At 41.1% G+C, this 17455-nt stretch carries 16 protein-coding genes; 7 read left to right on the forward strand and 9 right to left on the reverse strand.

The features are described from left to right. Nucleotides 1-47: 47 nt before the first annotated feature. Genes rfaD through DFP77_RS00970 form a run of 3 tightly spaced genes read left to right on the forward strand, consistent with a single transcriptional unit; the run spans nt 48 to nt 2795 of the window. On the forward strand, nt 48-995 hold the full coding sequence (gene rfaD / locus DFP77_RS00960; protein WP_114410429.1) for an ADP-glyceromanno-heptose 6-epimerase: 948 nt from the start codon (nt 48-50) through the stop codon (nt 993-995). Further along, nucleotides 988-2013 (forward strand): lipopolysaccharide heptosyltransferase II, encoded by a 1026-nt coding sequence (gene waaF / locus DFP77_RS00965; protein ID WP_114410430.1) that lies wholly within the window; start codon nt 988-990, stop codon nt 2011-2013. The genes rfaD and waaF overlap by 8 nt, the downstream gene beginning before the upstream one ends. Further along, complete coding sequence (locus DFP77_RS00970) at nt 2010-2795, forward strand: glycosyltransferase family 2 protein (RefSeq protein ID WP_114410431.1); 786 nt, start codon at nt 2010-2012, stop codon at nt 2793-2795. Before waaF ends, DFP77_RS00970 begins: the two co-directional genes overlap by 4 nt. A 3-nt stretch (nt 2796-2798) precedes the next feature. On the opposite strand, the gene DFP77_RS00975 is transcribed toward DFP77_RS00970, so the two are convergent. From DFP77_RS00975 to DFP77_RS00985, 3 genes are all read right to left on the reverse strand, one after another. After that, entirely contained in the window at nt 2799-3896 is a 1098-nt protein-coding gene (locus DFP77_RS00975) for a glycosyltransferase family 4 protein (protein ID WP_114410432.1), read from the reverse strand. A gap of 19 nt (nt 3897-3915) precedes the next feature. Then, a complete protein-coding gene (locus tag DFP77_RS00980; RefSeq protein WP_114410433.1) occupies nt 3916-4932 on the reverse strand; it encodes a glycosyltransferase family 9 protein in 1017 nt (338 codons plus the stop codon). Between the two features lie 520 nt (nt 4933-5452). Further along, nucleotides 5453-6622: a nucleotide sugar dehydrogenase gene (locus DFP77_RS00985; protein WP_114410434.1), complete on the reverse strand. Its 1170-nt coding sequence runs from the start codon at nt 6620-6622 to the stop codon at nt 5453-5455. A gap of 170 nt (nt 6623-6792) precedes the next feature. Here DFP77_RS00985 and DFP77_RS00990 point away from each other — a divergent pair, with 170 nt between their 5' ends. Beyond that, on the forward strand, nt 6793-7110 hold the full coding sequence (locus DFP77_RS00990) for a hypothetical protein (protein WP_114410435.1): 318 nt from the start codon (nt 6793-6795) through the stop codon (nt 7108-7110). A 73-nt stretch (nt 7111-7183) separates the two neighbouring features. On the opposite strand, the gene DFP77_RS00995 is transcribed toward DFP77_RS00990, so the two are convergent. Further along, nucleotides 7184-8020 carry a sulfurtransferase gene (locus DFP77_RS00995; protein ID WP_114410436.1) on the reverse strand — a complete coding sequence of 279 codons (837 nt, stop codon included), beginning with the start codon at nt 8018-8020 and terminating at the stop codon, nt 7184-7186. 120 nt (nt 8021-8140) lie between these two features. On the opposite strand from DFP77_RS00995, the gene DFP77_RS01000 reads away from it, so the two are divergent. Then, on the forward strand, nt 8141-8899 hold the full coding sequence (locus tag DFP77_RS01000) for a TlyA family RNA methyltransferase (RefSeq protein ID WP_114410437.1): 759 nt from the start codon (nt 8141-8143) through the stop codon (nt 8897-8899). Nucleotides 8900-8934: 35 nt separating this feature from the next. Here the strand turns inward: DFP77_RS01000 and DFP77_RS01005 are convergent, their stop codons facing one another. Together DFP77_RS01005 and lon are read right to left on the reverse strand one after the other, a co-directional pair. Beyond that, nucleotides 8935-10314, reverse strand: a complete 1380-nt coding sequence (locus DFP77_RS01005) for an MATE family efflux transporter (RefSeq protein ID WP_114410438.1) — start codon at nt 10312-10314, stop codon at nt 8935-8937. Between the two features lie 149 nt (nt 10315-10463). Then, nucleotides 10464-12902 carry an endopeptidase La gene (gene lon / locus DFP77_RS01010; RefSeq protein ID WP_114410451.1) on the reverse strand — a complete coding sequence of 813 codons (2439 nt, stop codon included), beginning with the start codon at nt 12900-12902 and terminating at the stop codon, nt 10464-10466. Between the two features lie 277 nt (nt 12903-13179). Here lon and upp point away from each other — a divergent pair, with 277 nt between their 5' ends. Further along, nucleotides 13180-13836 carry a uracil phosphoribosyltransferase gene (gene upp, locus DFP77_RS01015; RefSeq protein WP_114410439.1) on the forward strand — a complete coding sequence of 219 codons (657 nt, stop codon included), beginning with the start codon at nt 13180-13182 and terminating at the stop codon, nt 13834-13836. Nucleotides 13837-13934: 98 nt separating this feature from the next. Here upp and DFP77_RS01020 read toward each other — a convergent pair whose 3' ends face one another. The 3 genes from DFP77_RS01020 to DFP77_RS01030 all read right to left on the reverse strand — a co-directional run bounded on the left by DFP77_RS01020 (nt 13935) and on the right by DFP77_RS01030 (nt 16795). Continuing rightward, nucleotides 13935-14549, reverse strand: coding sequence for a LysE family translocator (locus DFP77_RS01020; protein ID WP_114410440.1), 615 nt, complete (start codon nt 14547-14549; stop codon nt 13935-13937). Nucleotides 14550-14574: 25 nt separating this feature from the next. Then, on the reverse strand, nt 14575-15216 hold the full coding sequence (locus DFP77_RS01025; protein ID WP_114410441.1) for a TetR/AcrR family transcriptional regulator: 642 nt from the start codon (nt 15214-15216) through the stop codon (nt 14575-14577). A gap of 424 nt (nt 15217-15640) precedes the next feature. Further along, nucleotides 15641-16795 (reverse strand): GGDEF domain-containing protein, encoded by a 1155-nt coding sequence (locus tag DFP77_RS01030; protein WP_114410442.1) that lies wholly within the window; start codon nt 16793-16795, stop codon nt 15641-15643. Between the two features lie 110 nt (nt 16796-16905). On the opposite strand from DFP77_RS01030, the gene DFP77_RS01035 reads away from it, so the two are divergent. Continuing rightward, complete coding sequence (locus DFP77_RS01035; protein ID WP_309477148.1) at nt 16906-17379, forward strand: glutathione S-transferase family protein; 474 nt, start codon at nt 16906-16908, stop codon at nt 17377-17379. Nucleotides 17380-17455: the final 76 nt, after the last annotated feature.

A 17455-nucleotide genomic window follows, 5' to 3' on the forward strand; every position in this document is an offset into this window, starting at 1 on the left:
GAGGCAAACTTGGTTAAGTTAACCTTAGACATTAGGATAAATGCATTATGTATATAGTAACCGGCGGTGCCGGGTTTATCGGCAGCAACATCATCAAAGCCTTAAACAACAAGGGCATCACAGATATCCTTTTGGTTGATGATCTAACAGATGGAAAAAAGTGCCTAAATCTATCCGATCTTGATATTGCAGATTACATGGATATGTACGATTTTTTAGACGCTATTAAAAATGACACACTAGACATTATTCCTACTGCAGTTTTCCATGAAGGTGCTTGCTCAGCAACCACTGAATGGAACGGCAAATACGTCATGGACGTGAATTACCAATACTCAAAAGCGGTATTAGACTTTTGCTTAAAGAATGACGCGCCTTTCTCTTACGCTTCATCCGCATCGGTTTATGGTTCTGGCCCCGTTTTCCAAGAATCACGTAAAAACGAAAAACCACTGAATATGTACGCCTACTCCAAATTTCAATTTGACCAATATATTCGCACTATCTTGCCGGACGCGAAAAGCCAAATTGTAGGCTTCCGCTATTTCAACGTGTATGGCCCTCGTGAACAGCATAAAGGCAGCATGGCGAGCGTGGCTTTTCACCTCCGAAACCAAGTACTAGCAGGAGAAAATCCAAAACTTTTTGGTGCCTATGATGGCTATGAAGCTGGCGGTCAAAGCCGTGACTTCATTTACGTTGAGGACCTAGTGAACACCAAGCTTTGGTTTCTAGAAAACCCAGAAAAAACAGGAATTTTCAACCTAGGTACAGGTAAAGCTGAGCCATTCCGTACAATTGCGGAAACAGTGATATCTCATTACGATAAGGGTGAAATTGAATACATCCCTTTCCCCGAACATCTAAAGGGCGCTTATCAAAGCTTTACTGAAGCGGACATAACAAAACTTCGTGACGCTGGTTATGAGGGCCAATTCCGAGGATTAGCTCAAGGCGTTCAAGATTACTTAGGTTGGCTCGATACGAATGGCTAAATATTTAATTGTTGGCCCGTCTTGGGTTGGTGACATGGTAATGGCTCAAAGCCTCTTTATCACGCTAAAACAGCGTGATAAAGAGGCTGTTATTGATGTAATTGGTCCAAAATGGTCTTCCCCCATATTAGCCAGAATGCCAGAAGTTCGTAATGCCATTACTCTACCCACAGGCCATGGAGAATGGGGAATAAACACAAGACGCAAACTCGGTTACTCCCTTCGTTCAGAGCACTATGATCGCGCTATTGTGATGCCTCGCTCTTGGAAATCGGCATTAGTCCCTTTCTTTGCCGATATTCCACTGCGTGTTGGTTTTACTGGCGAACAACGCTTTATATTACTCAATGAACGGCGCAAACTAGATAAGGGTATTCTGAACCAAACAGTAAAACGCTTCACATCTTTAGGACTACCTAACGAGCTTGCTTACCCACCAGCAAGCACGCCATCTCCACTGCTACATGTGGACCCAGAGAATCAGAAAAAGCTCCACCTGCAGCACAATTTATCGAATAAGCCAGCAATTGCTCTAATGGCTGGCGCGGAGTTTGGCCCATCCAAGCAGTGGCCCATTGCTTATTTCCATAAATTAGCAAAAGCAGCCATTAAAGCTGGCTATCAAATCTGGGTTTTGGGTGGTCCAAAAGATCAAGTAGACGGAGATGAAATTGTTAATGGTCTTGGTGAATACGCCATCAATCTGTGCGGAAAAACCCAATTAGTCGACGCTATTGATTTACTCGCAATATCAGAAAAAGCCGTTAGCAATGATTCAGGATTGATGCATATAGCTGCCGCAGTTGGCACGGAAGTACATGGAATTTACGGATCAACCAGCGAATTATTCACTCCACCGCTTACTGACAACAAGACCATTCATAATTTACACTTAGAATGTTCACCTTGCTTTAAACGAACCTGTCCTTTGGAGCATACAAATTGTCAAAACCAATTGCTTCCAGAAATGTTAATTGATGCTTTAAATCTTTCACCTTCGGAAAACTCTTCATTATGAGCAAAAACCCAAAAGCCACACTAACCGCTGCGCTCATTGTTAAAAATGAGTCTAAGAATTTAGAAAGCTGTCTAAACAGTTTAACTGGATGGGTAGATGATATTGTTATTCTTGATTCAGGAAGCCATGACAACACTCAAGAAATAGCAGGAAAATTCACAGAACATTTTCACTTAAAATCAGACTGGCAAGGCTTTGGGGAACAAAGGCAAGCAGCGCAAAAATATGTCACCACAGACTATGTTTTTTGGATTGATGCGGACGAAGTCGTTACAGAAGATTTGAAAGAAAGTATTTTAGCTGCTGTAGCTCAGAATAAAGATAAAACAGCCTACAGTATCAATCGAAAAAGCTGGGTCTTTGGGCGCTTTATTGAGCACTCTGGCTGGTACCCAGATAGAGTAACGCGACTTTACAAGATAAACGAAGGCAATTACTCAAACGACTTAGTACATGAAAAAGTGATTTTAGCGGAAGATGTGAAACTGAAGTCATTAAAAGGTGATTTAATACATTATACCTACGACAACCTTCAGCATTACTTAGTAAAATCAGCATCTTATGCAAAACTATCAGCAGATCAGAAAGAAAAACGCGGCAAAAAAACATCTCTAAGCAATGCATCACTGCACGCTTTCGCTTGCTTCATAAAAATGTACCTCATAAAACGTGGCTTTTTAGATGGTAAGCAAGGTTTTCTTCTTGCTGTATTGTCGGCCCACTCCACTTTTGTGAAATACGCCGATCTTTGGATACGCTCACAACCTAAACGTCCAGATTAATTATCAGCAAGTTTTATACATATCTAACAATGTATAAACGTGCTTTTTCTGGTCAAAGAGTTCGCAAGCACGCTTTCTTGCCAAATTAGACAAACGATTTCTTTCTTCAACACTAGAGCTCAGGTTGTCTATCGCATCAGCAAAAGCTTGAGTATCAAAAGGATCCACAATAACACCCGTGTCTTCTAAAAGCTCAGGAATCGCGCCACGACTGGAGCCGATAATGGCTTTTCTTGCCGCCATAGCTTCAATAACTGTCAATCCAAACGCTTCATTATGTGAAGGTATCACCACCACATCAATAGTTTTCAACAAGGTATCAGGTTTATCGGTGAAGCCATAAAACGTCACTTTATTTTGTAAATCGTTTTCAGCAACATAAGACTGAAGCATTTGCACATATTCTGTAGAGCCACCTGTTTCGGCTGTCAGTCCACCCACTATAATCAGATGCACTTGACTTCGCACTAGCTGATTAAAGGCCTTCAATAGCTCTAGATGTCCTTTGCCATTTGATAGCCGACCAACACTACCAACTAAAATAGTACCTGAAGGCAATGACAACTCAGTTTTTAAATCAAGCTCAATATCTTCGACTTCAACTATCTCAGTCCCATTCCACAAAAGCTGTATTTTACTTTCTGGCATAGGAAACGCTTTAAGATTTTGCTCACGAGCAAACTTACTAATTGATAATACCAAATCTAAATTGCGATAGATAAAGCGATGGTAAAAATCTTTTTTAGGTCGTTTCACACCCATATGATCGGTGTAAATTAATTTAAAATGACATAGTTTCTTTAATAAAACAGCCAGCGTCAAATCACTCGATTTATGGCAGTGAACAACATCAATATCACGCTGCTTAATCCATTGCGCAAGACGCAACAGTTTTTGATAACCTTCACCACGACTAGCTAACGATAACACACCATCAAATGTCTCCACCATACGAGTATTCGTTGGTGTGTCAGTTTGCCCTATACCGTACACCTTACAACCCAAAGGCATCATTACTACCCCGACTCGCATAGGGTACATTTCCAATCCACCAAAGCCGGCTGAAAGGCAAATGTGCAGTACATTTATCTTATTAGACATTTTAAAAGCACTTCCTATTTTAAAGATTCGTATACCAAGTTCTTATTTCATCAAAGAAATTAGCCACCTCCAAATCAGCCAAAGATACTTCTGGTCCACTAGTGGTAAAAGGTAACCAACGACCTTGAGTATTAAGTGTTTTCCATCTTAGAGGTTTAGAGGAGCGTTTATTAGGGTAAAAGCCAATTGTAGGTATATCCATCGCACCAGCAATATGTAGTGGCCCAGTTGACCCAGCGATAAACAAATTGGCAGTAGCAATAGAATTCATGAAGTCTGCAATACCATCATTTTTATCGTATAAGCTTACATGACTAACCAAACCTTGCAGAGCTTCAACTAATGACTGAGAAATAGGCGCTTCACCTGGCCCTGCGGTTATAACAAAGTGAAAATAATCAATACTATCTAAGAAAACAATCAGTTTCACCCATTGATCTTGCGTCAGCGTGTTAGAAGATCCACCGGTCACGGGATGAACAAAACACAATTTCCGTACAGTGCTGACTCCAAGCTCATCAAGCTTGTTTAACTGCTTAGTTACCTGTTCAGGAGAATAAGAAAACATCGGTGACATTTCTGTTTCGTCTTCACCACCTAACAACGCCACAAAATAATGAGCCAACTCTAGGTTGTATTGAAATTCAGGTTTAATTGACTTAGAACGACGCTGACGCAGTGTATGGGTATATAAAAACTGCACCCACTTTGTGGCAGGAGCAACTCGAATCGGTATTTTAGCCTGTCGAACTAAAGTGGCATTATAAGAGTCTGAAAACAAACAAATCACTGCATCAAACTCACGTTTTTTAAGTTCTGTTACTAATGATTTTTTATTTAGGGGGTCCTTAGGATCAATAATGATGTCATCAATCCAAGCAAAGGATTGAGCGATGTCTTTTGTGTAATTTGGCACCAATGCCGTCAGAGTGGCACTAGGAAAAGCATTTTTAATCGCTTGTATAGCAGGTAAAGCAAGGACAAAATCACCAATTTTATCATTGCGTACCACTAAAATTTTCTTTACTTCCGACATAAACTAACAACTTCCTAACAATAAGCTCTTGGCTTTTGCTTAATAACGACCGGCTAATAAGTCATCAACTTAACAAGGCTTACATCTTTGCGATAAAAAAATGAGAGCTAAATCGGAAAATTAATGCTCTGCTAGACAAAATATAAAATACATTTTAAGTAGGTTCTTTAGCGCTTTCAAGAAAAAGTGTATGCAAAAGCCTTAGTAAGTCACGCTAAAAAAGTGCGAACAAACCCTCTTACCTTAGCTGGAGGATGAAGGACTGTTGTTCGAAGCGAATGTCGAATGTGAATGGTGGTTCTATGTTCGAGGTGCTCTACATTGACGATTTCGCTGAAAGACTGAGGTTTAGTAGACGTATTAGAACCTCTCCTAGCTTATTATAGCTTGGATCTTAACTATGATGACGTAAAGCAAAAGCTTGCCTGTTTTATTCCGATTAACTATCCCTTCCAACGGTTGAGCTACAGCGAAAGAGAAAGTGAAGCCTTCATTGATAAGCTAAATCCTTCTTCGCCATTTAAACATCTCCACCAAACAAATCACGTGTATAAACTTTATCTTTCACATCAGACATATCATCTGTCATTCGGTTAGCCACAATAACATCTGAAAGCGCCTTAAATTCTTCTAGGTTTTTAATTACTTTTGAATTAAAAAAGTTATCTTCTAGAAGAGAGGGTTCATACACAACCACCTCAACTCCTTTTGCTTTTATACGCTTCATGACTCCTTGAATTGCTGACGCTCTAAAATTATCCGATCCGACTTTCATCACCAAACGGTAAATACCAACAACTTTAGGGTTATTTTTTAGAATTGATTCAGCGATAAAATCTTTACGAGTCGCATTAGCATCGACAATGGCTCTCACCAAATTATTGGGAACCTTGTCATAGTTAGCAAGTAGCTGTTTAGTATCTTTAGGGAGACAATAGCCACCGTAACCAAATGAGGGGTTATTGTAGTGGCTCCCAATACGAGGATCTAAACCTACACCCTGAATAATCTGGCGACTATCCAACTGATGGGATTCCGCGTAGCTGTCTAATTCATTAAAAAATGCAACACGCATAGCTAGATAGGTATTAGCAAACAGCTTAATAGCTTCCGCCTCGGTTGAGCCAGTAAGCAAAACATCGATGTCCGTTTTTTCTGCCCCCTGAACAAGTAGGTCGGCAAACACCTGAGCCCTATCAGACACTTCACCAACAATAATTCGTGAAGGGAATAAATTGTCATGTAATGCTTTGCCTTCACGTAAAAATTCAGGCGAAAACAACAAATTATCAGTTCCATAACGCTCACTAGCGGACTTAGTGAAGCCAACTGGCACTGTAGATTTAACCACCATAACAGCATTTGGATTAATACTTATCACGTCTTGAATGACGGATTCAACATGCTTGGTATTAAAATAATTTGTTTCTGGATCATAATCTGTAGGCGTTGCGATGATCACATAGTCAGCATCAAGGTAAGCCTCTTCCTTGTCTAGTGTCGCAATAAAGTTCAGCTTTTCTTCAGCCAGATAGCGCTCTATATCATTATCTTCAATAGGTGATTGCTTTCTATTGAGCATATCAACTTTAGCTGACACGATATCCAATGCAACAACATGATTGTACTTCGCCAATAGCAGAGCATTTGAAATGCCAACATACCCTGTTCCTGCCACTGCTATTTTCATTCGCTTGATCCTTTACTTTAAAGATATAGAGTTTGTGTTGAAAAGAGGCTATTTTACAGTTTGTACCGTAATTAAAAATGCCAAAACATGTCTTTTTTATGAATTACATTAAGAAATACAGCAAATAAAGAACACCACAGCTAATATTAATAAAAAACAAGGAGTTCTATATGAAGTTTGAACTGGTCGACCGTCAAGGCTATATCCCTGATCTTAACTATGGCGCCTCAGGGCAGGAGCTTTCCTGCTTTATTCCGAGTGACTATTCCTTCCAACAAGTGAGCTACAACAATGGTGAAGGCGAAGCTGTCATTGATAAGCACACTTGGCATTTTTTCTTTACTCAAGAGGGCATTGGCATCAAATTAATGGATGGAATCGTAACCCTAAAAGAGGCAGAGCATTTCTTACATGCCGTTAAATCGCATATCTGGGGGGAAACACACCAACAAGTACAAATTTTCATGGCTGGAGCCATACCAAAATAACTAAATTGTATCTAAACCGCTCCCCCTATACCTAAGAGGGAGCGGTTTTATATACAAATAAAAAGTCGCTATTCTACAAAGCCGTCGCTCGCAGCATCCTTTTTGACCATTGACTCCACGATCCAACATAAACCTGCCTAGCCTCTATTCCGGCATGGTTTAAGGCCAAAACATTGTGACAAGCGGTCACTCCAGATCCGCAATAATATACATAGGAATCACTGCTATTAGACAACCAATCTTGCCACTCCACATGCAATTGCTCTGCAGGTTTAAAGCAGCCATTTTCATCTAGATTATCTGAAAAAGGACGATTAATGGCACCAGGAATATGTCCAGCAACGGGATCCATAGTTTCATTTTCGCCATTAAAGCGATCTGAGGCTCTAGCATCCACTAACTGAAATTGGTTTGTCTCAAAATTCTCAACTATCGCTTGCTCACTAATCGCCCAAGGAAACGAAACCTTAATATTATTAGGTGAAACGGTCGGCGTTACAAACGCCAATGAGACTTCTTGTCCTTGTTTTAACCATTCAGGAAAGCCGCCATTCAAAACGCGCACATGAATATCTTGTTGACTTAGCATCCACCAAGCACGCGCCGCAATTGCGCCTCCCATATCGTCATACACAATAACGTGCGTATTAGAATCTATCCCCCAAGCCTGTAATTGTTCCGAAAAAATAAGATCATCGGGCAAAGGGTGTCGGCCAGTCAGTTCCGCCTCAGGCCCAGCAAGCTCTTGATGAACATCCACAAAGATAGCGCCAGGAATATGACCTTTATCGTATTCTGATTTACCTTTAGCATGATCGGCCAAATAGAATCGACAGTCTAAAACAACCACGTTTGGTTGCCCAAGCAGTAGGGCCAGTTCATTTGTATTAATTAGTGTTTTTAATAGCACAGGCTTTCCTCAGACAATCACCAGTGGTTACAACAAGACTTATTCTGTTGCTTTTAAATCTACTTTGATTATTCATTTTTTGCTAATATTCGAGTTAATTATCTTACTGCCGAGTTTTCCATGTTACGTATTGACTTAATCCTTACCGAGCAAGGCCTTGCTAAATCCCGCTCTCAAGCACAAACCTTTATCAGTGAAGGACGAGTCTCATACAAACAAAACCAGCAATGGATAACCGCAACCAAACCTAGCTTAAAATTACCATCAGATATTGAGCTAAACATCACCTCAGACGAAGCCGACAAATACGTTTCCCGTGGGGCTTTGAAACTTGAAGGCGCTCTACTGCATACAAAACTAAATATCGAAGGTTTCCTTGTATTAGATATCGGCCAATCTACCGGAGGCTTTAGTGATTGCGCTATTCAACATGGAGCAGCCAAAGTTGTTGGTGTTGAAGTGGGTCACGACCAACTTGATCAACGCCTACGAGATAATCAAAACATCGTTTGTCTAGAAGGCATTAATGCTCGCAATTTATCGGTTGAAGATCTGCACGAACACTTTCCCGAAAAGGGCTTCGACCTTGTTGTTATGGATGTCTCTTTTATTTCACAAACCAAAATTTTGCCACAGCTACCAAGCTTACTCAGCAGAGAAGGACATCTAATAACCCTAGTAAAACCTCAGTTTGAAGTAGGCAAAGACTTCATCGGTAAAGGTGGAATAGTAAAAGACAAACAACGAGTAAAACAGCTTGAAAAAGATATCAAAGACTTTACCCAAGGACTAGACTTCGAGGTGAAATGCTATATAGAAAGCCCGATAAAAGGCGGAGATGGTAACCAGGAATTTTTACTTTGGGCGACACGTCGATGACATCATCGCCAAATAAGAAGTAGTGGTAATAACGCTTATATAATCTCATCATAATTATGCAGGCTGCTAGGCAAAATCTCACAGGCTTCTTTTTCTTCAAGTTCAGTAATATAGTTTCTAGCCATATAAAACCCCAAACAACCAAAAATAACTGACCCAACAGCCTGTCCGAAAAGTATCCCTTCTGCCCCCATAAACCAAGAAAAGAGAGTAATCAAAGGCCACGTACCTAGCGTTGCTCGGCCGAAATTTAGCAAAGTACTATTTAGCGGCCTGCCCAGATTATTAAAAACCGCAATCGCAATAAAGAGTAAACTTTGGAAGAAAAAGCTAAAAGAAACAAACGTAGCAAAAAAGCGAATCAAATCCGCACTCCCCTGTGACGCATGAAATACGGAAACCAGCCAATCTTGCATCTGATAAAGACAAAAACAGAGCACCAGGCAATAGCCAAGCGCATAAACCACCGCACTGCTGATTGCACTGTGCATTCTATCAAAACGCCCCGCCCCATAGTTTTGTCCTAATATAGGACCCACCGCGCCAGACAAAGCAAAAATGCCACCAAACACAACAGGAATAATACGTCCAATAACGGCGACAGCAGCCACAGCATCATCACCAAAAGAAGCTGTGTGCTCCATTACAATGGCATTTGCTAGCGGTGAAGACATATTGGTTAGCATGGCAGGAACAGCAATTAGGGAGATAGATTTAACGTCCTCAAAAAAATCCATCAAATCAAATTCGCCTAACATTTTATGGATATGGACAACGCCATAATAAGACACAGCCACCATGGAAAAACGCGCGATCAAAGAAGCGATGGCCGCCCCTTGCACCCCCAAGCCAAATGCAAAAATGAAAATCGGGTCCAGTACCGCGTTAACTAAGCCGCCAATCATAGTTGCGTACATTGCTCGACGTGCATCGCCTAGTGCTCGCATAATGCCAGAGCCAATCATACCAATCATTACTGCCGGCATACCAAGAACTAAAATCTGCAAATAGCCGGTAGCTAAATCCAATGCTCGCCCTGTCGCACCTATATATAACAAGATATGAGGGATATTAGACCACAAAAGCCACACAATCCCAGTCGAGAAAAAAATACCGAACGCCAACACATTCACGGCATGCCGCTTGGCCAATTCAATTTGACCTTCTCCAATTGCTCTGGATACCAATGCCGTTGCAGCGATTGATACAGCAATACTCAAAGAGATGGTGAAAAACATAATCGTGCTGGCAAACCCAACAGCCGCAACCGCTTCTTTTTCGCCCAACATCGAGAGGAAAAGCATGTCGACAAGGTCGACCAAAAACATGCACATCAGGCCAAACGCACCAGTGGCAGACATACTAACAACATGTTTAAAGGTTGAACCTTCTGTAAGCTTTGCCGGACCTGGCATTTGTTTCCCCTAAAAATGACGCATCTATAGAGCGACAAAAATACAAACAAAATAAAAAAACCGGACAAGCAATTGCTTGTCCGGTTCTGTATTTTCTCATGTATGGAGAGTAGAGAAAATGCTTACTTCACACTCACCACGCAGATAATCTAATGAAGATCGTTATTCGTTCGATTAAAGACAATTTTTTCGACATCAGCAAAACGCTCTGCGAAATGCACCGTCATCCCTTCTTTCACCGATTCAGGTAATTCCTCAAAGTCACGACGGTTTGGCTCTGGTAAGATAATTTCATTAATCTTACTGCGTTTCGCAGCAATGATTTTTTCACGAATACCACCAACAGCAAGCACTTGACCCGTTAATGTAAGTTCACCTGTCATAGCCAACCCTCGACGTATAGGCTCATTTCTTGCCAATGACATCAAAGCTGTTGCCATAGTGATGCCAGCACTTGGGCCGTCTTTTGGTGTTGCACCTTCAGGGACATGCAAATGCACAAGACTCTTATCAAAGAACTCTGGTGATTTCTGGTAGCTCTTAGTGTGAGAAAATACATAAGAATAAGCAATCTCAGCTGATTCTTTCATGACCTCGCCAAGCTTACCCGTAAGTTTTAAGCCACGCGTTAGATCATGTACTTTATTGGCTTCAATCGGCAAAGTAGCCCCGCCCATCGAAGTCCAAGCCAAGCCTGTAACCACACCAACACCTTGCAAGGTTTTTTCTGGTCGGAAGTAAGGCATACCTAACAATGTTTCGACATCTTTGACGCCCACACTGATATGCTCTTTCTCTCCCGTAATCAGCTCTACAACACTCTTACGCAGGATTTTTTGCAGCAATTTGTCTAAGCCACGCACTCCAGCCTCACGAGCATAATGCTCGATAATATGCCGTAACGCAGCATCCGTAATATTCAACTGTTTCTTCAACAGCTTGTTTTTCTTGAGTAATTTTGGCCATAAATGCTGCTTAGCAATCGCTAATTTTTCATCACCAATATAACCAGACAAGCGAATCACATCCATTCGATCTAACAAAGGCGCTGGAATCGTATCTAGCTGGTTTGCCGTACAAATAAATAAGGCTTTAGACAAATCGATACGCATATCCAAATAATGATCAAGAAACTCAACATTTTGCTCAGGATCTAATGCTTCCAATAAAGAAGAAGCTGGATCCCCCTGAAAAGAAGAGCCAATCTTATCGATCTCATCCAACATAATGACAGGGTTTTCAACCTCAACATCTTTTAACGCTTGGACAAATTTACCTGGCAAAGCGCCAATATAAGTACGTCGATGGCCTTTAATTTCTGCTTCGTCACGCATGCCACCAAGACTAAACCGATAAAACTTACGATTTAGAGACTCTGCGATAGACTTACCAATGGATGTTTTACCAACACCTGGAGGACCAACAAGAAGAAGAATGCTTCCTCCCATTTCGCCACGATGCGCACCTAACGCCAAGAACTCCACAATACGATCTTTTATATCACCAAGACCCGCGTGATGGGATTCCAAAACCTCACGAGCCAACTTGATGTCTAAATTATCTTTAGAGTGAATCCCCCAAGGCAGCGCCGTCGCCCAATCCAAATAATTACGTGTAACACCATATTCTGGGGAACCAGTTTCCAGAATGCTCAGTTTATGCAACTCTTCTTGAATTTTGTCATTTACTGCTTTAGGAAGAATTTTACCTTCCAAGCGAGCTTCGAACGTTTCGACATCTGAGGTGCGATCGTCCTTTGAAATACCCAATTCTTTTTGGATGATTTTCAATTGCTCTTTTAAGAAGAAGTCACGCTGATGCTTGCTGATTTTATCGTTAACTTCTGCACTAATTTCATTTTGTAAACGAGCAATTTCTAGCTCTTTTCGCAGCAAAGTCAAAGCTAAATGCATACGAGCAGGAACAGGGACTGTCGCCAAAACATCATATAACTCTTCAGCATCAGCAGAAGTAATAGACGCCGCAAAATCCGCTAACAGACCGGATTCATTAAAAGAGAAGCGCCCTAGGTATTGTTTTAAATCCTCACTAAATAAAGGGTTCAAACGAATCAACTGCTTGATTGCATCAAGGATCGCAATAGAGTACGCCTTTGATTCATCATCATTTGACTTAACATCATTGATATACCGAACACGCGCTAAATAAGGCGCCTCCTCACTTAGCCACTCGATGACTTCAAAGCGTTTCACGCCTTGGGCTAAAAACGTCAATTTGTCGTTCTGTTTCTCGGCTTTATGAACTCTCGCCACACAACCAATAGAACGAAATTCGTCAACAGAAGGTTCTTTTTTTGCTTTTTTATCAGCGTAGACTAAACCGACAGCAGCTTGCGGATGCTCGGCAATTCGCTCTAAAGTATCTTCCCACTGTTCTGCATCCACCATAACAGGCTGAACCTGTGCTGGAAAAAATGGACGGCTGGATATGGGTAAAATAAATAGCGTTTCAGGCAAAACATCATCAGGCAGAGCAAGGCCTTTAGGGTCACTAATTTCAATATCTTCAACCCCATCCATTACATCATTTACTTCTTGTTCATCTAAATATTGTTCATCATCATTCATCATTAAGGTCTCACAAATCGCCTCTTTGTTAAAAATAGCATTAGCGATAAATTGCTAATATCTACTCTTTCTGTATACCTTCTATGTAATGACGATCTTACCGAAAACAACGCTCGGCGTTATTTTCCCAAATACTTGCTCACTTCAAGCCACAAACTAACCGTACAGACAGGATTAGTTATTTGGTCAATTCTGACTTAATGCTATTATTAGCTAAACGATGAAAAGATAACTCACTTACATTCACACTCCCTTAGTGATTAAAAAGGAATGGCCAATGACCCGCGATGAAATCCTTAACGCTTACCAAGACATACATGTAGTAAAGCACCCTTTTGTTAAGCATAAATTAACAAGTCTTCGTGACAAAAATACCAGCACACGTGAATTTCGCATGCTAGTAGAAGAACTTGGAACCCTCATTGGTTATGAAGCCACAAGAGATTTAGAAACTGTCGATATTGAAATAGAGACACCATTAGAAAAAGCCATGTGCCCCGTCCTCAAAGGGAAAAAACTTTGTATTGTCACGATAATGAGAGCAGGTAATGGACTTGCTGAGGGAGTATTAAAGCTATCTCCTAGTGCACGAGTTGGTCATGTTGGCTTATACCGAGACCCTGAGACAAAGCAACCTGTCGAGTACTACTTGAAAATGCCGCATTCAGTAAATGAACGCACCATCATTGTTGTCGACCCTATGCTGGCGACAGGTAACTCTGCAATCATGGCCATCGAAAAAATGAAAGAGATGGGCGCAACAGACATTCGCTTTATTTGTTTATTTGCCGCACCTGAAGGCATAGAAGCCTTTAAAGAAGCACACCCTGACGTGGCTATGTACATAGGCTCAATTGACCGCGGCCTTGACGAGCATGCTTACATCCGACCTGGCGTAGGCGATGCAGGCGACAGAATTTACGGTACTCGTTAACTTCATTTCGAAAATAACAAAAAGGCTCTGCTTGTAAACAAGCAGAGCCTTTTTTACGTCTAATCAGCCATAAGTACTAAGAAAGCAATACTTTTGCGCTAGTTCTTCATGGCTAAAAAGGCGCCGGCACTCGCCATAATACCGCCAGCGGTCCGGTTCAATGACTTCATTGAACGTTCAGACTTCATAAATCTTCGTGCCTGCGAGGCACAAATGGAAATCATAGTAAGACCAAGCAAAAGAGCGATAAAAGCTAAGAAAGAGGCCAATACAATATCCACACCACCAAGAGCAGTTAAATCCATAAAGGTCGGCAAGAAGGCTACATAAAAAAGAATGACTTTAGGGTTCGAAGCCGAGATCATAAAGCCTTGGATAAAACTCGCCATCTCACTGCTTGACGCCCCAATATCTGTCGGAGAGGAAGAGACAGAAGAAGTCCACATTTTCCACCCCAAATATATTAAGTAGGCCGCACCTGCATAACGTATGACTAAAAACGCACTCTCCCATGTTGATGCTATCGCAGCCAAACCATAACACGCCATTACCAAGTAAATGATATCGCTTAGCACCATACCAAGACTAAGTGATATGCAGGCCCGTGCACCCTTTGTCATGCTTCTCGCCAAAATAGCAAAAATGCCTGGACCTGGAGTAATGCTAAAAATAAATATAGCTAAAAAGAACGTGATACCACTTTCTAATGTCATAACAAACCCTCAAATGTACCCCTAATTAATCCTTCACGTCGCAGCCAACTAAAACCATACGAGTAATAAAGTGTTTAGCTTCTTCATAATCACTTTTTTCTAATTCATCTTTCTGCAGCATAATTTTTACCTGCGCATCAAAATCCGCATAAGTTTGGGTCATTGCCCAAATACTAATAAAAAGATGCTCGGTCGACACAGGAGCCATCAGCCCCTGCTCCACCCACTCTTGAATTGTTACTTTCTCTCGGCTCAGCTCGGTTACGAATAAATTTCTAAGATACTCTAAAACAAAGGTTTCTTCGCCAATCAGTGCCATCGCAAAAATTTTAGAAGCATTTTTATTAGAACGAGATTGATCGATTTTTTCGCTAATATAACGAGTTAGGTTAATCCTCGGACCTTCTGCCGCATTAAATTCACTCACCGAATCTAACCATAGGCGCAAGATACGCTCCAATACAGCTTCAAGTAAATCTTTCTTAGAGCGGTAATAGTAATGCACATTGGCCTTTGGCAGGCCAGCCTCATCAGCAATCATCTGAGTCGTTGTTTTTGCCAGACCTTGTCGAGCGAACACACGCTCTGATGTTTCAAGAATGAGTGTCTGGTTCTGCGCTCGAATATGCGCTTTCAGCTGATCTTTTGGTCGTTTAACGTCAGTCAAAGGTGTAGCCTCATTGATCAAATATAGTACTAAAGGGAAATTGTTTTCAGTATCGGCTTACCTTCCTGTGCGACACAAAAGGAGGATAACATTCTTTGTAATTGGCACGAAGTGATAACAAAAATCAGGCGAAAAAAAGGGAGCCGAAGCTCCCCATTTCCCCTCGCAGCAGAGACGTTAGTGACTATAGGCATTCGTCACTAGGCTAACTGCTACACCACGTTGGCGCTGTAATTGATATGTTGCAGATACAACATATCAATGTTCTGAACAAAACATTGAGTACCAAAAATCTATTCTGATTTTTATAAAACGCAATCAATGTCTTTGTATGCAATTGAGACACTGATTATAGACTGCTGAATTGGCAGTGCAATAGTTCAGAAGAAAAAAGTTGACCGATCGATCAATTTATATAAGTAAATTAAATATTTTTAGGTTGAGCCGCTCTGGTAAGGCGATTTCGACCCTTTTTCTTAGAGAGATACAAGGCATCATCTGCTCTCTTTAATACCGAGTCCGTAGGCTCTCCAGTTGTAGCAAATGCAACCCCAACACTCACAGTCACATTCACGTCAACTTCCTGTTTCTTTTTAGGATCAAACACTTCAACAAACGCTTCTTCTATACTCTCACGAATGGTCTCTAACGATGCTTCTGCTTCTGCAAGGTGCTTACTACGAAATACAACCGTAAATTCTTCACCTCCATATCGAAATGCGCGCCCTGGGTAAGCAAACAACTTCAATTTAGAAGCAACATTTTTTAGTACCCTATCCCCCATATCGTGCCCGTACGTATCATTAAATCTTTTGAAGTGATCCACATCCACCATGGCGATAGCGTACTGTTTAGACAACCCCACTAACTGCTCATTCAACGCTCGTCGACCAGGTAACTTCGTCAGGTCATCGAGATAAGCCATACGATGACTTTCCATCAACAAAAACCAAACCCATAAAAGAAACTGTGCAGATAACAACGCATCAAATTGCGTATCCGAAGATACAAAATGACTCATTACCAGCAAACTAACAATACTGACTAAACCACTTGCTCTAAACGTATCTCCACTAAACCACCAAGCAACACCCATCGCTCCTGCACTAAACAACAAGACACACCAAAGCAACACCGTCGACCAGGTCACACCAATATTAAAAAAATGATGATCTAAAAATGAAAATGAAACCCAGCTACGTTCGATGGCATAACACCAGCCAATCAACATAACAATAAAAAGAATGCGATTTACTGCAAACCGGTTAAAGAAACCTCTCTCTGGAATAAATCCTAGTAAAGAAATACAAAAGCAAGAAACGACCAGATAGGCCGTCAGTGAGGCCTGTTGATCGGAAGAGCCATACAATTTTGGAATTAGCAACAACAAGACCAAGAGCAGGACTCGACCTTTATTAAAATGCCAAGCAAGTAAAATAGCGACACTTGCTAAGATAAGAGGAAGCAATGGCAAAATATCAAACCACAAGGGTGGCAGCATACCAACATACAAACTAGCATAGATGCTGACTAGCAAAATACAGCACGGAACTAACAATGAACCTAAACGTTCAGACATAAAAAAATCAAACCCATCGAATCATTCGATTAAATACGATCAATATATTGCCCCGAAAACGATTCAATTTCATTAATAATAGTGTGAATTATAATTTGAGGGTAAATAAGATGGGATTACTTGTAGACGGTCAGTGGGTTGACCAGTGGTACGACACAAAATCAACTCAAGGCAAGTTCGTTCGTAGTGAATCAGCTTTCCGTAACTGGATCTATCCAGCCAGTGAGTATGATGCAAACAATGCAAATCATTTTCCTGCGCAAGCAGACCGCTATCACTTATATGTTTCTTTGGCATGCCCTTGGGCACACCGTGCGCTGGTTTTCATTAAGCTAAAGCAGTTAGAAGACCTAATTAGTGTCAGCTGTGTTCACCCTGACATGCTTGAAAACGGTTGGGAATTCAAACAGGACCAAGCTTTTACCGATCCAAATATTGCTATCGGAGATCCGTTACACAGGGTTAACTTTGCTCATCAGCTTTATACTAAAGCCGACCCTAATTATAGTGGAAGAGTAACCGTGCCTATTTTATGGGACAAAGAAGACAACACCATAGTGTCTAAGGAACATACGAACAAGTAAGACAATTTTTAGCTGACTTTCAGCTTGTGACAGTATTTCCTCAGAAGCGACATTTAATCACCACTTAACCCACTTG

The sequence above is a fragment of the Marinomonas foliarum genome (genome assembly GCF_003337275.1).
In the GTDB taxonomy this organism is placed as follows: Bacteria; Pseudomonadota; Gammaproteobacteria; order Pseudomonadales; family Marinomonadaceae; genus Marinomonas; species Marinomonas foliarum.

What these genes read in the sequence shown, in the direction of transcription:
- DFP77_RS01020 (WP_114410440.1), bottom strand. Translation starts at nt 14,549, where the DNA reads ATGACATTAGAAAGTGGTATCACGTTCTTTTTAGCTATATTTATTTTT.
- DFP77_RS01000 (WP_114410437.1), top strand. Translation starts at nt 8,141, where the DNA reads ATGTTACGTATTGACTTAATCCTTACCGAGCAAGGCCTTGCTAAATCC.
- DFP77_RS01005 (WP_114410438.1), bottom strand. Translation starts at nt 10,314, where the DNA reads ATGCCAGGTCCGGCAAAGCTTACAGAAGGTTCAACCTTTAAACATGTT.
- waaF (WP_114410430.1), top strand. Translation starts at nt 988, where the DNA reads ATGGCTAAATATTTAATTGTTGGCCCGTCTTGGGTTGGTGACATGGTA.
- DFP77_RS01030 (WP_114410442.1), bottom strand. Translation starts at nt 16,795, where the DNA reads ATGTCTGAACGTTTAGGTTCATTGTTAGTTCCGTGCTGTATTTTGCTA.
- DFP77_RS00975 (WP_114410432.1), bottom strand. Translation starts at nt 3,896, where the DNA reads ATGTCTAATAAGATAAATGTACTGCACATTTGCCTTTCAGCCGGCTTT.
- upp (WP_114410439.1), top strand. Translation starts at nt 13,180, where the DNA reads ATGACCCGCGATGAAATCCTTAACGCTTACCAAGACATACATGTAGTA.
- DFP77_RS01035 (WP_309477148.1), top strand. Translation starts at nt 16,906, where the DNA reads ATGGGATTACTTGTAGACGGTCAGTGGGTTGACCAGTGGTACGACACA.
- DFP77_RS00980 (WP_114410433.1), bottom strand. Translation starts at nt 4,932, where the DNA reads ATGTCGGAAGTAAAGAAAATTTTAGTGGTACGCAATGATAAAATTGGT.
- DFP77_RS00985 (WP_114410434.1), bottom strand. Translation starts at nt 6,622, where the DNA reads ATGAAAATAGCAGTGGCAGGAACAGGGTATGTTGGCATTTCAAATGCT.
- DFP77_RS00970 (WP_114410431.1), top strand. Translation starts at nt 2,010, where the DNA reads ATGAGCAAAAACCCAAAAGCCACACTAACCGCTGCGCTCATTGTTAAA.
- rfaD (WP_114410429.1), top strand. Translation starts at nt 48, where the DNA reads ATGTATATAGTAACCGGCGGTGCCGGGTTTATCGGCAGCAACATCATC.
- lon (WP_114410451.1), bottom strand. Translation starts at nt 12,902, where the DNA reads ATGAATGATGATGAACAATATTTAGATGAACAAGAAGTAAATGATGTA.
- DFP77_RS00990 (WP_114410435.1), top strand. Translation starts at nt 6,793, where the DNA reads ATGAAGTTTGAACTGGTCGACCGTCAAGGCTATATCCCTGATCTTAAC.